We start from the raw sequence: 15,173 nt of genomic DNA on the forward strand, positions 1-15,173 counted from the left end.
TATTTGATGTGAAAGGAGTTTAATGTGACCTATTATGTAAGAGCCCCAGGTACATGTGGGGAATTTCTACAAGGTTCTATTGATGGTCAGTCATTTTTAGTGACATGTCCAATTAATCGATACTCCTACGCATTGAGTAATGTAATACAACCTTTTTCTAAAGAATTTTGTGCACTTCAACCAAAATCTGCACAAGCTCGTAAATTAGTACAAGAATTGGTCCAACAAAAAAATAAAAATCAAATTTGCCCGCCTGTGTATGTAAGATCCGATATTCTGCAAGGAAAAGGCATGGCTTCAAGTTCGGCAGATATTTCTGTAACAGCTATGGCTACAGCTTTGGCCATGGACTATGATTTATCATTAAAAGAACTTGAGCAAATTTGTCTATCTGTAGAGCCTACAGATGCCTCTTTTTATCAAGGTGTAACTCAGTTTGATTATATTAAAGGGACTATCTCTAAGCCATTAGGTATGTGCCCACCTTTAAAAATCCTCGTTTTTGACGAAGGCGGTAGCATTGATACAGTTAGCTTTAATAAACAAGCAGATTTACAAAATAAAATTTTAGAAAAAGAATCTATTATACAAGAATCCTTTGATTTCTTTAAACAGGGTCTTATAACGCATGATATAAAGCTCATTGGCCAAGCTGCTACATTAAGTGCTTTTGGCAATCAGCGTATTTTATATAAACCTAATTTATATGACTTTCACGATGTAGGTAATTCTTATAATAGTGTGGGAACAATCATCGCTCATAGCGGAACCATTATGGGACTATTATTCCCCGTTGATTATGGTCGTATTGATGATTGTAAGAATGAGATTTTACGTAAGTTGCCACAATTAACCTATGTAGATACGGTTGAAACTACGAATGAAGGATTAACTTATATCAAACGATAAAGTATTTCATAGAAAGAGAATAGTATGTCTAAAATACATGGGGGCAATATCTTTCAGTTTGCCCATGAACAACGAATTGAACCATACGATGTTATTGACTTTAGTGCTAATATTAATTCACTAGGCCCTAGCCAACGTGGCTTATCTGCATTAGAATCTCAATTGCGATATATATCACATTATCCGGATGCTACAAATGATGATATATTAAATGCCATTGCTGATATCTATGGTATGAATAAAAATCAAATTGTAGTTGGCAATGGAGCAGCAGAGCTATTATATGCAATTTGTCGGTTACCTGGCTATACGGGCGCTTTTGTTCCCGCACCAGGTTTTTCTGAATATAAAGCAGCTTTAGAAGCAAGTAGAATTCCAGTACGCGATATTTATTATCGACCACGGGAAGATGAACATGGAAAACCTTATTTTGAGGTTCCTTATTTAGCATTAGAAACTTTTGCAGCTGAGTTAAAGGGGCAAGATGGTCGTATTATTGTATTTCTAGGTAATCCCAATAATCCAGATGGTACGTTACTTGATAAAAACCATATTCGTACTATTGCAAGCATGCTGAAAGATGCTAATAGTTTACTTGTTATAGATGAGTCCTTTATCGATTTTGTTGGTAACGACACATTACAAGATAATGAATACTCCATGCGCTCCCTAGTTAACGAGTTTGATAATATTATCGTGGTTCATTCTTTTACAAAATTCTATGCCGTGCCAGGGCTACGAATTGGTGCTGCTTTCAGCAATCCTCTTATCATTGAGCAACTAAATAGTTTTATTCCCACTTGGTCTGTTAACACATTAGCTCAATCCTATACAGAGGCGGCTTTGAATGATGTAGAGTATGTGAAACGAACAAAACAAGTATTACATGAAGAGCAACTTTTTATGCATAACTCATTAGATACTATAGATGGTATTACTGTATATCCGCCTTCAGCTAATTTTATGTTGTTCCACATTGAGCAAGAAGGAATAACGGCAGAGTCGATTAATGAAGCTCTTAAAAAAGATAATATGATTGTTCGCAACTGTGATTCTTATATGGGATTAAATAATCAATGGGTTCGCGTTGCAATTAAAGATCATGATACTAATGTTAAGTTAGTAGAAAAATTAACAGATATTTTGAAAGTATAGGAAGACTATGAAGACATTGTATATTGTGCGCCATGGTGAAACTGATTGGAACAAAATGGGAAAATACCAAGGCATCACAGATGTTCCACTTAATGAAAATGGTTTAAATCAAGCAAAGGCATGTGGTCAGGCTCTTAAAGATGTTAAATTTGATCGCATATTATCTAGTGATTTGAGTCGTGCTTTAGTTACAGCTGAAGTCATTCGCGGGGAACGTACTACTCCTATAACAGTAGATAAACGCTTACGAGAACTTAATTTTGGCGATTGGGAAGCTATGCTATTTTCAGATATCGAAGATCGTTGGCCTGGTTTGATAGATGAAATGTATTTGCGACCACATCTAGTTAAGGTTCCTAATGGTGAAAGCTTTAAGAATTTACAAGACCGTGCATGGGAAGGTCTAGAGGAATTTATCAATGTTAATAATGAGGAGGAAACACTTCTCATTGCTTGTCATGGTGGAACTATACGAACATTATTGTGTAAATTATTAGATATTTCCATTAGTCATTGTTGGAATTTTAGTCAAGGTAATACAGCAATTAATCGTATATTCTATAATGGCATGGGAGAGTTTGATCATAATATTTTAAACTTGCTCAATGATACAGCACACGTAGATATATTACAAGGTCATGCATGATGCGACTAGATAAATTATTAGCCAATAAAGCTTATGGTAGTCGAAAAGAAGTCCATCAAATCATAAAGGATAGAAGGGTTACCATCAATGGTAGTATAACAACGAAAAAAGATACTCACATTGATATTAATGTTGATATAGTTGCTGTTGATGGTAAGGTTGTTAGTACTACTCAACTTTATTATGTAAAATTTCATAAGCCAAAGGGCTATGTTACAGCGGTAGAAGATTCTAATCACCCTGTTGTTATGGATTTACTCCCTCCAGAATTCATAAAAATGGGAGTTGTTCCAGTAGGCAGATTAGACAAGGATACAGAAGGACTTTTATTATTAACTAATGATGGTGTGTGGGGACATTCTATCATCAATGGTAATAAACATGTGCCTAAGATTTATTACGTAGAATTTGAAGGAACGCTATCTGATGAAGGTATACAACGTATTAAAAAGGGAATTCTTCTTGGAGATGGTACGCAATGTAAACCGGCAGAAATCGAATCTGTATCGTTACACTCAGCACATATAACGATTGAAGAAGGCAAATATCATCAAGTTAAGCGCATGATTGGTGCTGCAGGTGGTACTGTAACATATTTGAAACGTCTTACGATTGGTCATATTGATTTAAGTGGCATTGAGGAAGTTGGTTCTGCAATGGAATTGACCGTTGAACAGATAGAGGGCTTTAAAAAATAGCATAAAATTCTATTCAATATAGGCATTTTATGGTAAGATTAATTGTACTTTATAGACTAGGAGCAAGATTATGAATGGATTAAATCTGCTACAACAGTATATTAAAGAGCAAGAATTAACAGGCGTCATTTTAATAAGCCCTATAAATTTACATTATTTTGCAGGCTTTACTGGTACTACAGGCTTTGCTATCATTACTCAAGATAAAGCCTTTATGATTACTGATTTCAGATATACTGAACAAGCAACAAAACAATGTGAAGGGTACACAGTTATTCAATATGAAACAACTGTTATGGATACTCTTGTAGATATATTCAATGAATATCATATTCACGAAGGTTTATTCGGTATAGAAGGCAAACAAATGCCTGTGGATACGTATGAAACTTTATGTGATACATTAGATGAACGCTTTAATTTTACATCTATCAATTTTGCAAAACTACGTGCGGTTAAGCGTGAAGATGAATTAGACTTATTGCGTAAAGCTGCTAAAATTGGTGATGGTGCTTTTGCTGCCTTGCTACCACAACTAAAGGTAGGGATGACAGAAAACGAAGCGCGCATTATATTAGAATCAGAAATGTTAAAACGTGGATCAGAGGAACCTTCCTTTGCAACCATTGTTGCTTCTGGTAATCGTTCTAGTATGCCTCATGGTGTAGCCAGTGATAAGGTCATTGAAGCAGGTGATTTTGTTACCTTTGACTTTGGTGCAGTATATAAGGGTTATCATTCTGATATGACTAGAACTATTGTAATGGGGCCTGCCTCTGAATTACAAAAGAACCTGTATGGTATAGTTTTAGAAGCACAAAAACGTGGCGTAGCTGCAGTTCGGGCTGGTATTACTGGTAAAGAACTTGATGCAGTTTGTCGTGATTATATTAAAGAACATGGATATACCAAGGAATTTAATCATGGTACTGGGCATGGCGTAGGTCTTGAGATTCACGAAGAACCAGTAGCCAATACTAAATCCGATACGGTATTTACAGAAAATATGATCATTACGGTAGAACCTGGCATTTATATAACAGGTACTATCGGATTGAGAATAGAGGATAGTGTCATCGTCAAATCTGACGGCTATGAGGTGTTGACACATAGTCCAAAAGAGTTAATTGAAATAGGTATTTAGAAGGAGAAGAGTTAGATGATTTCCAGTAATGATTTTCGTCCAGGTGTAACCGTTGAAATTGACGGTAATGTATGGCAAGTAGTTGATTTTCAACACGTTAAACCAGGTAAAGGTGCTGCATTCGTACGTACTAAAATGAAAAACTTGCAAACTGGTTCTGTAGTTGAGCGTACATTTAATGCAGGTGAAAAAGTGCCTAAAGCACATGTTGATCGTCGTCGTATGCAATACTTATATGAATCTGATGGCTCTTATACATTCATGGATAACGAAACTTATGATCAAGTTGAACTTACCCTTGAACAATTAGGTGATGCTAAAAACTTCCTTCTTGAAAATATGGAAGTATCCATCATGTTTTTCCAAGGTATCGTAATCGGTATCGATTTACCTGTAGCTGTTGAACTTCGCGTAGTTGAAACAGATCCTGGTATCCGTGGCGATACTGCGACTGGTGGTAATAAACCAGCCGTATTAGAAACAGGCTACACTGTAAAAGTACCTCTCTTCATTGAAGTAGATGATGTACTTCGTATTGATACTCGTACAGGACAATACATCGAACGTGCCTAATACTCATTGATATGTATTGGGGCAAGATCTTTTCAAGGAATCTTATTCCCCATATATCGTAACATTTGCACTGTAAGCACTTGTCGTCTATGTAATTATATATAGGGACAGGTGCTTTTTTTGAAAGAGGCCAGTATGACCAAGAAAAATACTGAACTAGAGTCGGGTAAGATTAAGATTAACGATGATGTATATGCTACAATTGTAACAATGACAGCGCTTGACACAAAGGGAATTCATCATATGAGTTCCACCTTTAATGATGGCGTTAACACTTTTTTTAGACGTAAATCCGATCATGAAGGTGTTAAGATATCCTTTAACGATGAAGGAGCAATATCAGTTACACTATATGTGTGCATTCAGTATGGATATCGTATTCCTGATGTTGTTTTACGTCTACAAGAGCGCATTAAAACTGCTTTAGTCTCTTATACAGAAATTGAGGTTCAAACTATTGATGTAGTTGTACAAGACATTATTTTTGATGATTTAGTAACACCTCAACAGCCATAGGAGGTATCTCTATGAGTTCAGATAATCAATTAAATTATGGTTTAGACACGGATACCATTGATATTGCAGATTCTGTCATCATTGATGTAGCAACAAAAACTTTAGGAACCATTCCTGGTATTCATTCTTTAAGCCCACGCTTTTACGATGAGTTGGTAGAGGGTATTACACATGCTTTTGGTCAGCGTAGCTTACCTGGTATCAATGTAAAGCATCGTAAAGGTTTTATTGAAATTAACATTTATATTAAAGCATTGTATGGATATAATCTCATTGAATTATCAAAACAATTGCAATTAGAAATCAAACAAACCTTAAAAAATATGCTAGATCTTGATCATATTAAGGTTGATGTGCATATTGAAGGTATTGTAAAAGAAAAGGAGCCAGTTTTACATGGTAACTAAGCGAAATCGGCGAGAGGCTCGTCAATACGCATTCCAAATGTTATATGCCAATGAATTTCATACTGATCAAAATGATGTTCAATTTCCTGAAGGAAACATTCATAAAGCAATGGATAAGGCATATGCAAATAGTATTATAGAGGGTGTACTATCAAACACTGAAGCAATTGATGCTACATTACAGCCATTCTGTAAATCTCGTAAAGTAGCAAATTTAGATAAGGTGGATCGTTCTATTTTACGTATTGCCGTTTGGGAAATGACAAATAAAGCGGAAGCTTTAGAGCCATCCATTGCTATTAATGAAGCCATTCAATTAGCAAAAGAGTTTGGATCTGATGCATCTTATAAATTAATTAATGCAATCTTAGACGCATACAATAAGAGTAAATAATGAAACGATATTACTTAGGCATTGATACGAGCTGTTACACCACAAGTTGTGCCATTGTAGATAGCGACTTTCACATAGTAGGGGAAGCACGTAAAATCTTAGAGGTAAAACCAGGTGAGCGAGGACTACAACAATCAAATATGGTCTTTCAGCATATAAAGGCATTACCTAAGCTAATGTCAGAATTACCTCAGGTATCGATTAGCGGTATCGGTGTTAGTGGCTTTCCACGGCGCGAAGAAAATTCGTATATGCCAGCCTTTATGGTTGGGTTAGGCCAAGGAGAAACCTTGAGTCATCTTATGAATGTACCTTTACATATTTTTGCACATCAAGAGAATCATATATTAGCTGCTTTGAGGGATTTAAAAAATATTCCTAATGAGCCATTTTTGGCATTACATCTATCAGGTGGCACGACAGAACTAGTATATTGCCATTATCAAGGAAACGGTATTTTTGAATCTCACATCGTTGGTGGTTCTAAAGATTTACAAGGGGGGCAATATGTTGATCGTATAGGTGTCGCATTAGGCTTACCATTTCCTGCAGGTAAACATTTAGAGGCTTTAGCATTACAAACTACAGAATATGAACCATTGCCATCATCTGTAAAAGACGGATGGATTAGCTTTGCCGGTCCTTGTAGTGCTGCTATGCGGCGTATAAATAACGCTATGAGTGATATAGATAAATCTAAGTTAGCTAGAGCTGTTTTTACTTCCATTGGAAATGCTCTAGAAAAAATGATTACTTATCATACTAAAGAGAAACCTGTACGTACACTTATCGCTGTAGGTGGTGTGATGAGTAATAGTTTACTTCGTAAGCGCATGGAAATTTGTTGTAAACGTAATCGTCTCCAATTACATGTAGCGCAGACACAATTTTCTGTTGATAATGCCACAGGTAATGCTTTTGGTGCTGCATATTTACAAGAATCTAGAGGATAATCGTGAATGTACTAACCATTACACAATTGAACAATCTCATAAAGCGTACTTTAGACCGTGAATATCTATTAAAGAATGTATATGTAAGTGGTACAATCATTAATGCAAAATGCCATAGTAGTGGACATATGTATTTTTCTTTAAAAGATGAGGAATCTGCTATTGATGTGACAATGTGGTCTAGTACAGTCATGCAAAAGGGACTAGTTAATGCCATTCAAAATGGTTTATTAGTAACTGTAAAAGCATCTGTTAACTTTTACAATAAAATGGGCCGTTTAAATCTCATTGCATCAGATATGCAGATAGGTGCTAAAAGTCCGTTACAGCTTGAATTTGACGCTCTAAAACGAGCGTTAACTGCTTTGGGGTACTTTGATGATAGCCATAAAGTAGGTTTACCCTATATGGCGAGTTGCATTGGTATTGTTACATCCCAATCTGGTGCTGTATTACATGATATTCTACATGTTAGTAAACAACGCAATCCACTAGTTCAATTTAAATTGTTTTCCGTTCCTGTACAAGGTAGTACCGCAGGCCCAATTATAGCAAAAGGAATTGCTACGGCAGATGCTGATCCAGATATTGATGTCATCATCGTTGGTCGTGGTGGTGGATCTATGGAGGACTTGTGGTGTTTCAATGATAGAGCTGTTGTAGAGGCAATTTATAATGCTCATACACCGATTATTTCGGCGGTAGGTCATGAAACAGATTACACCTTATGTGATTATGTAGCTGATGCGCGCGGGGCTACGCCTAGCCATGCTACAGAAATGGCAGTACTTCCAATTACTACATTACAAGATCAGCTGACAGAAAAAGAAGAGTATTTACACGAATATATACGCTATACACTACAACAAAAACGTACAGATTTAACATTGCTCTTTAATCGAAAACTTGGTATTCCAGCTCTGCAATTTTTACATAAGCAAAAATCACACTTACAAGAGCTTTCACAAACTCTAACTAATGCAACTAAAGAACGATGTAATGCAGAGAGACATAGCTTAGCATTATTGGCACAACAGTTAGAGTCGCTAAATCCATTACAAATGATGATTAAAGGTTTTGCAAAGGTTGAGCATGATAACAAACCTATTACATCGGTTGCCCAATTACAACTAAATGACGATATACGAGTTACACTAGCTGATGGTTATATTACTGCTACGGTAAAGGAGGCGCACAAGGATGGCCGCATCACTAAAAAGTTATGAGAAAAAATATAAGGCCTTAGAAGATATTGTTAAGCAATTAGACGATGGGGATATGACCATTTCTGAGCTTTTATCACAATATAAAAAGGGCTTAACTTTGGTAAAAGAATGTGCTGAAATGCTTGACTCTGTTGAAGATGAAGTACAACAAATTATCGAAGAAGTCCGCATCAGCGAATAAGGAGATTCTATGTTCAAAGATTATTTAGCATCTAGCAAACAAAATATTGAACAATGGTTAGGCGAAGTACTTAATAGCCCAAATCAAGAATTTGAACAACTTTATGAATCTATGAATTATAGTTTAATGCAAGGTGGCAAACGAATACGACCTATTTTAACTAAGGCTGTGTTGGAAATGCTTCATAAAGAGCCAGCTGATTATAAGGAATTTCTATGTGCTATGGAGTGTATCCATACGTATTCATTAGTTCATGATGATTTACCAGCTATGGATAATGATGATTATCGTAGAGGTAATTTGACCAATCACAAAGTATACGGTGAGGGACTTGCTATTTTAGCCGGTGATGGGTTATTAACATATGCCTTTCAATTGATGACTTCAAATACAGTTGCTAGTGCACAGCAAAAACTAGATGCTATAAAATGTGTTGCTACTGCGGCTGGTCCTGAAGGTATGGTTGGGGGACAAGCCTTTGATTTGCTCAGCGAAGACAAACATATTCCTTTAGAAGAATTAAAGGTTTTACATACTGGTAAAACAGGTGCACTATTTAACGCTTCTGTAGAATTAGGTCTTATTCTTGGAAGTGCTAATAAGACTACGCGAACAGCCCTTATGGAATATTCTAATTGCCTGGGATTATTATTCCAAATTACTGATGATATTTTAGATGTAACCGGTACTATTGAAGAATTAGGAAAAACACCCGGTAGTGATATTCGCCAACATAAATCTACCTATGTATCTTTACTAGGTTTAGAGCAAGCAAAACATCAAGCCTACTTAGTAGGTAGCCAAGCTCATGATGCGTTAAACTTGGTTTCTTATGATACAACTATACTATCAGCATTAATTGATTATCTTTTAGAACGTACGAATTAATGGGTATTACCTGTAGAAGGTATAAACAATGATTGATATATTACCACAAATAGCACATAATTATATCGCGCAAGCTGCATTTTGGGGCTGGTTTACGGCTCAAGCTATCAAATTTGTATGGCAACTCTTAAGACATGGTAAATTCCGACCAGAGCGCCTTGTTGGATCTGGTGGTTTTCCAAGTTCACATACATCATTTGTAATTGCTACAACAACAGCGATTTATCTTAAAAATGGTGTAACGGATCTATTTATATTATCCTTAGTATTTTCAATTGTTGTTATGTATGATGCGTCTGGTGTACGATTAGAGGCAGGACGACAAGCTCAAATACTTAATCAAATTGTAGATTATTTTACCAAAAAGAATATACCTGTTGTCATTACACGTAAAGAAGCATTAAAAGAGTTGTTGGGACATACACCTATCGAAGTATTTGGTGGTTTAATTCTCGGTATTCTTGTGGCCTTTATTCAGTTTTATTGTATTTATCATGGTGTAATATGAGCAATAAAGAACGATTAGATATACTCCTCGTTAATCGAGGCCTTTTTGAAAGTAGAGAAAAAGCAAAAGCAGCTATTATGGCGGGCCTTATATTTATGGATACTACACGTATAGATAAAGCAGGCACCAAGATTCCTGTGGATGCCAATATTATTGTAAAAGGCAATACTTTACCTTATGTAAGTCGTGGAGGACTTAAATTAGAAAAGGCTATTCAAACTTACCCTATCGATTTACATGGGACTGTGATGATTGATATAGGAGCTAGTACAGGTGGTTTTACAGATTGCGCATTACAAAACGGTGCGTCTAAGGTCTTTGCCATCGATGTAGGATATAATCAATTAGCTTGGAAATTACGCCAAGATTCACGTGTGATTAATATGGAGAAACAAAATATCCGTACTGTTACCGCTGAACAAATAGGTGAACTTGTTGATTTTATTTCTATTGATGTAGCATTTATTTCTTTAGACAAAGTTTTACCAGTAGCTACTAATTTATTAAAAGATACGGGCTCACTTGTGGCCTTAATAAAACCACAATTTGAGGCTGGTAAAGAAAATGTTGGTAAGGGCGGTATAGTGCGAGATAGTGAAATCCATAAAGAAGTTTTACATCGTATTCTACACGTTGCGTATGATTGTGGATTGTATACACATGGCTTAACTTTCTCACCAATTAAAGGTATGGAAGGCAATATAGAGTTTTTAGGTTATTTTAAAAAGTACGAAGAAGGGGCCTTAACCATTGATGATACTTTGATTGATACAGTGGTTGCAGAAGCCCATTCATTATAGGAGATTACTATGCGTATCGGATTCTTCCCCAATATGGGGAAAAGCAATATTATGGCAGTTCTAAAAATGGCTGCACATATTTGTAAAGATGAAGGTATCGAAGTATTTTTGCCAGATGATCTCGAATCAGATGCACCTGCACGAGTACTTAAGATTCCTGAAACTCATATTTTAAGTCGTCCAGAAATCTTCAAACAAATAGATATTGCCTTTAGTTTTGGTGGTGATGGTACCATCATCCATCTTGCAAGACAAATTTATCCATATAATGTACCTGTTTGTGGTATTAATCTTGGCGAACTAGGTTTTTTAAATCAAATTGAAATTCATCAAATGCAAAGTCATATTAAACGTATTGCTAATGGTGATTATAATATTGAAAAGCGTGGACATTTATATGCTTATATAGAACGTCATAAGGGTAAAGAGGAAGAACTAGTTCCTATCATTAACGAAATTGTTATCACTCGTGCTGAGCCTGCTAAAATGGCGCGAATTAATATGTCTATTAATAATCAACACACGCAAATGTATCCATCGGATGGTTTAATTATTTCCTCTGCTACAGGTTCTACCGGCTATAATCTATCGGCTGGTGGTCCAATCATGAAACCAGATAATCGGTCCATCATTGTCACCCCAGTAGCGCCACACTTAATTCAAGGTGTAAGCCTTGTTTTAGAGGAACATGATACGATTCAAATTACAATGCCGGAAAGAGAACCACAATTACATATTTGTATTGATGGTACATTTGACTATACTTTTACAAATAAAGAAACCTTACATATAAGCTCTAACCCTGTATATTGTTTATTTGTACGATTCAAGGATCAATGTTTCTTTGGTACACTATTTAAAAAGTTAGCATCTCGTCGAGATGAATTGTTATAACCAAATCTCAAGTGGGGTGGTTTTGTGATTAACATTAACAATGCTGTTCAATTCCAACATTTAATCTGGGATCGATGTATGGAAAATGCCAAAGTGGTAGTAGATGCTACTTGTGGTAATGGCCATGATCTTTTATACCTTTCTAAACGGGCACAAAAAGCATGCCATCTATATGGAATTGATATTCAAATGAAAGCTATTAAAACTAGCAAAGAGCTTTTACAATCAAATGATATTGCACCAGAAGTAAGTTTAACGTTTATTCATGACTCTCATGATTTGGCAGTAGCTCATCAATTAAAAGATGAAGTTATTGATTTAATGATTTTTAACCTTGGATATTTACCTGGAGGAGATCACCAAGTTGTAACAAAACCTCACCAAACCATTGATGCCATAAATGAAGGTTTACACAAACTTTCCAAGTCTGGAGTTATTACAATAGTTGCTTACCCTGGAACAACAGAGGGATTTGAAGAAATGCAGTCTCTTAAATCGTATTTATCAGATTTAGATCAGAAAATATATAATGTATGCCATTGGCATCCGATGAACCAAATACATAATCCACCTGAGTTATTTATATTGCAAAAACGATAAAACGAAATATATCTTTATTCATTATGAATAAAACTCATACTCAGTTAGTAAAACCCCCTTTATAGGGGATTTTAATTATACATGTATATTTTTCTATTTTTAAATTATTAATTCCCTATAAATAGATGAACCTTATGAGCTATGAATTTGCACGTTATCAATATATAGAATATTAACAATATTTTAAATATTAATATAATATGCATAAGACGTATAATATATGCGATTTATACCATATATTAATTATGAATATATGGTATAATATTATCAGAAAGATACTATTCTCTTTTATGTGCAAGGTTTAAAAAAGGGAGTTCAAAATGAAACGCTATCGCTATAACAAAATTAAAGAGATCGTGCAGTCCAAGGCGATTGAAACACAAGAGGAATTAGCTGCGGCTTTACTAGAAGAAGGTATTGAAGTTACACAAGCTACAGTTTCTCGTGATATTAAGGAATTAATGTTAATCAAAATTCCTACAGGCGATGGACATTATCGTTATGCATTATCTCCAGAGGAAAATGTAGTTTTATCTCGTAGTCGTATTAACCGACTATTCCAAGATTCTTTGATTAAGGTTGATCACAGTTTAAACCAAGTTGTATTACATACAATCCCTGGTTCTGCTCAATCTGTAGCATTTTCTATCGACCATGCAAAATGGACTGAAATTATTGGTACATTAGCAGGGGACGATACTATTTTGTTAATTGCAAAATCCGAAGCTGAAGTTCCAGCAATTTTAGCGAAAATTCAAGATTTAATGAAGGACTAATAATATGTTAACGCAAATGAGCATTCGCAACTTTGCGTTGATTGAGCAAATGAATATTTCATTTAATGATGGCATTACTATCTTTACCGGCGAAACTGGGGCAGGGAAATCCATTCTTATGGATGCCTTTAGTATCCTATTAGGAGAACGCGCAAGTAGCGAGTTTATTCGTCACGGTAAAGATAGTTTTGTTATTGATGGAATATTTGATATTGCTAATCACCAAAGTATTCAAGACCTATTAGAGTCTAAAAATATCATGATAGAAGAAGGCCAGTTAATTCTATCAAGATCTTTTAACCGTAATGGCAAATCTAGTATATTGGCTAATGATCAACCAATACCTTTAAAAGCTTTAAAGGAGATTGGTCAATACTTAGCAGATATTCACGGACAATATAGCAACCAACGTTTACTAGACGCTGATACACACCATGAATATTTAGATACTTTTAATAAAGAAGGAAAGGAAGCCTATAAAGCTTATACTGATGCGTATAAAATTTATAAGCAAGCAAAACAAGATGTAGATCATTTACAAGAAAATATGTCTGAGCGAGCCCGGGAGCTTGATATGCTTAGATACCAAATCGATGAAATTGAAGATGCTGGTCTGAGTGTTGGTGAAGATGTAACTATTGCAGAAGAACTTAAGCGTCTTGACAGTTTTGAACATATCGATAAGGTTTTAGGTTCTTGTTATGATGCCTTTTATAATGGACGTCAACCATTACTTGATACGATTAACTCGATTAAGGTAGAGGTTAATGATCTAGTAAAATATGACAGCGAGTTAAAAGAAGTCTCAGAAATGGTGGACTCTGCTTATTTCCAACTAGAAGAAGCTGCACAATCTTTAGATCGTTACAGGGATACTATCAGCTACGATGAAGAGCGTTATAAATATTGCCAAGACAGAGATACCACAATTTATAGCTTAAAGAAAAAATATGGTGAAACCGTAGAAGATATTCTAGCATACGAAGAAAAGGCGCAATCTCGTTTAGAAGAACTAGAAGACCTTGTATTTGCTCAAGATGAATTAGAAACTCGTCTTGAAGAAGCAAAAAAGGTAGCAGAAGAAGCGTTAACAGTTTTACACGAGGTACGTCAAAAAAATGCAAAAGAGATTGCTACGGCCTTACATCAAGAATTAATGGATCTAGGAATGCCCAAAGGGGATATTCAATTTCATATTGAAGAGGGAACTGAATTATCCTCATTAGGTGCAAAGTCTATTGAAATGTTATTCTCCGCAAATAAAGGGGAACAGTTATTACCTCTACATAAAGTAGCATCTGGCGGTGAGTTAGCTCGCATTGCATTAGCCTTTAAATCAGTATTCCGCAGTGACGCTTTTAAAACGATGGTATTTGATGAAATTGACGTTGGTATCAGCGGTGATATAGCACTTAAGGTGGCAGAAAAAATACTTAATTTATCTAGAACAAATCAAGTATTTTGTATTACCCATTTGCCTCAAACTGCAAGTATTGCGAAACAACACTATCATCTATCTAAAATAGAGGAAGATGATCGTACAATCTCTACATTAGTAGTCTTAAATGAGGAAGAACGAGTAACACAAATCGCGTCTATGATGTCTGGTAAGGGAATGTCTACTACAGCACTTGCGGCGGCGAAAGAACTTATTGACCATTTTAATTGACTAAAATCGCATAATTACTTATACTAATAGTATTAAATGAATATATTGATAGAGGTGCGAGTATTAAGAGTAATCATGAGGAGTAGGCATGCATTGATCCATGATAAAAGGGATGCTTGCCGAAGTTCGATGATTGCGACTCATCGTTCTGGTTGTCTATTTAATAGATAGACAACTGTCATCAATCTTGTATTGGTGGAGTGCTATCATTGAGCTTTTCATAAGAGTATATATAG

The 15,173-nt window shown here is 35.5% G+C and carries 19 protein-coding genes and 1 riboswitch; all 19 genes read left to right on the forward strand.

All coding sequences use genetic code 11. The annotated features are described in order from the left end of the window. The first annotated feature begins 24 nt into the window (after positions 1-24). Complete coding sequence (locus tag KHY58_RS00915; protein WP_120054772.1) at positions 25-909, forward strand: GHMP kinase; 885 nt, start codon at positions 25-27, stop codon at positions 907-909. A 24-nt stretch (positions 910-933) separates the two neighbouring features. Then, positions 934-2,064, forward strand: coding sequence for a pyridoxal phosphate-dependent aminotransferase (locus KHY58_RS00920; protein ID WP_278471561.1), 1,131 nt, complete (start codon positions 934-936; stop codon positions 2,062-2,064). Positions 2,065-2,071: 7 nt separating this feature from the next. Further along, positions 2,072-2,710 (forward strand): alpha-ribazole phosphatase, encoded by a 639-nt coding sequence (cobC, locus tag KHY58_RS00925; protein ID WP_120054774.1) that lies wholly within the window; start codon positions 2,072-2,074, stop codon positions 2,708-2,710. Next, positions 2,710-3,408 carry a pseudouridine synthase gene (locus KHY58_RS00930; RefSeq protein WP_120054860.1) on the forward strand — a complete coding sequence of 233 codons (699 nt, stop codon included), beginning with the start codon at positions 2,710-2,712 and terminating at the stop codon, positions 3,406-3,408. Before cobC ends, KHY58_RS00930 begins: the two co-directional genes overlap by 1 nt. Positions 3,409-3,478: 70 nt before the next feature. Then, entirely contained in the window at positions 3,479-4,552 is a 1,074-nt protein-coding gene (locus KHY58_RS00935) for a M24 family metallopeptidase (protein WP_278471565.1), read from the forward strand. Between the two features lie 15 nt (positions 4,553-4,567). After that, positions 4,568-5,125, forward strand: a complete 558-nt coding sequence (gene efp, locus KHY58_RS00940; RefSeq protein ID WP_004695799.1) for an elongation factor P — start codon at positions 4,568-4,570, stop codon at positions 5,123-5,125. 135 nt (positions 5,126-5,260) lie between these two features. After that, entirely contained in the window at positions 5,261-5,641 is a 381-nt protein-coding gene (locus KHY58_RS00945) for an Asp23/Gls24 family envelope stress response protein (protein WP_004695801.1), read from the forward strand. An 11-nt stretch (positions 5,642-5,652) separates the two neighbouring features. Next, positions 5,653-6,048 (forward strand): Asp23/Gls24 family envelope stress response protein, encoded by a 396-nt coding sequence (locus KHY58_RS00950; RefSeq protein ID WP_004695803.1) that lies wholly within the window; start codon positions 5,653-5,655, stop codon positions 6,046-6,048. Continuing rightward, the gene (nusB, locus tag KHY58_RS00955) at positions 6,038-6,442 is read left to right on the forward strand and encodes a transcription antitermination factor NusB (RefSeq protein WP_120054776.1); all 405 of its coding nucleotides are present in this window, start codon (positions 6,038-6,040) and stop codon (positions 6,440-6,442) included. Before KHY58_RS00950 ends, nusB begins: the two co-directional genes overlap by 11 nt. Next, entirely contained in the window at positions 6,442-7,395 is a 954-nt protein-coding gene (locus KHY58_RS00960) for a metallohydrolase (protein WP_120054777.1), read from the forward strand. The genes nusB and KHY58_RS00960 overlap by 1 nt, the downstream gene beginning before the upstream one ends. Positions 7,396-7,397: 2 nt before the next feature. After that, a complete protein-coding gene (gene xseA / locus KHY58_RS00965) occupies positions 7,398-8,621 on the forward strand; it encodes an exodeoxyribonuclease VII large subunit (protein ID WP_120054778.1) in 1,224 nt (407 codons plus the stop codon). After that, positions 8,596-8,802, forward strand: a complete 207-nt coding sequence (gene xseB, locus KHY58_RS00970) for an exodeoxyribonuclease VII small subunit (RefSeq protein ID WP_004697322.1) — start codon at positions 8,596-8,598, stop codon at positions 8,800-8,802. The genes xseA and xseB overlap by 26 nt, the downstream gene beginning before the upstream one ends. Positions 8,803-8,811: 9 nt before the next feature. Next, on the forward strand, positions 8,812-9,690 hold the full coding sequence (locus KHY58_RS00975) for a polyprenyl synthetase family protein (protein WP_012864361.1): 879 nt from the start codon (positions 8,812-8,814) through the stop codon (positions 9,688-9,690). A 28-nt stretch (positions 9,691-9,718) separates the two neighbouring features. Further along, positions 9,719-10,198, forward strand: coding sequence for a divergent PAP2 family protein (locus KHY58_RS00980; RefSeq protein ID WP_004695814.1), 480 nt, complete (start codon positions 9,719-9,721; stop codon positions 10,196-10,198). Next, on the forward strand, positions 10,195-10,998 hold the full coding sequence (locus KHY58_RS00985; protein ID WP_120054779.1) for a TlyA family RNA methyltransferase: 804 nt from the start codon (positions 10,195-10,197) through the stop codon (positions 10,996-10,998). Before KHY58_RS00980 ends, KHY58_RS00985 begins: the two co-directional genes overlap by 4 nt. A 9-nt stretch (positions 10,999-11,007) precedes the next feature. Further along, positions 11,008-11,892, forward strand: coding sequence for an NAD(+)/NADH kinase (locus KHY58_RS00990; protein WP_004697273.1), 885 nt, complete (start codon positions 11,008-11,010; stop codon positions 11,890-11,892). A gap of 24 nt (positions 11,893-11,916) precedes the next feature. Continuing rightward, complete coding sequence (locus KHY58_RS00995) at positions 11,917-12,492, forward strand: tRNA (mnm(5)s(2)U34)-methyltransferase (protein WP_004695822.1); 576 nt, start codon at positions 11,917-11,919, stop codon at positions 12,490-12,492. A 320-nt stretch (positions 12,493-12,812) separates the two neighbouring features. Then, positions 12,813-13,268, forward strand: coding sequence for an arginine repressor (gene argR, locus KHY58_RS01000; RefSeq protein ID WP_004695825.1), 456 nt, complete (start codon positions 12,813-12,815; stop codon positions 13,266-13,268). Between the two features lie 4 nt (positions 13,269-13,272). Beyond that, positions 13,273-14,937 (forward strand): DNA repair protein RecN, encoded by a 1,665-nt coding sequence (gene recN, locus KHY58_RS01005; protein WP_278471570.1) that lies wholly within the window; start codon positions 13,273-13,275, stop codon positions 14,935-14,937. Between the two features lie 41 nt (positions 14,938-14,978). Further along, positions 14,979-15,151, forward strand: a riboswitch (Lysine riboswitch). The last annotated feature ends 22 nt before the right edge of the window (positions 15,152-15,173 follow it).

Origin of the sequence: Veillonella parvula, from assembly GCF_018366295.1 — a bacterium.
GTDB classification, from domain to species: domain Bacteria; phylum Bacillota; class Negativicutes; order Veillonellales; family Veillonellaceae; genus Veillonella; species Veillonella parvula_P.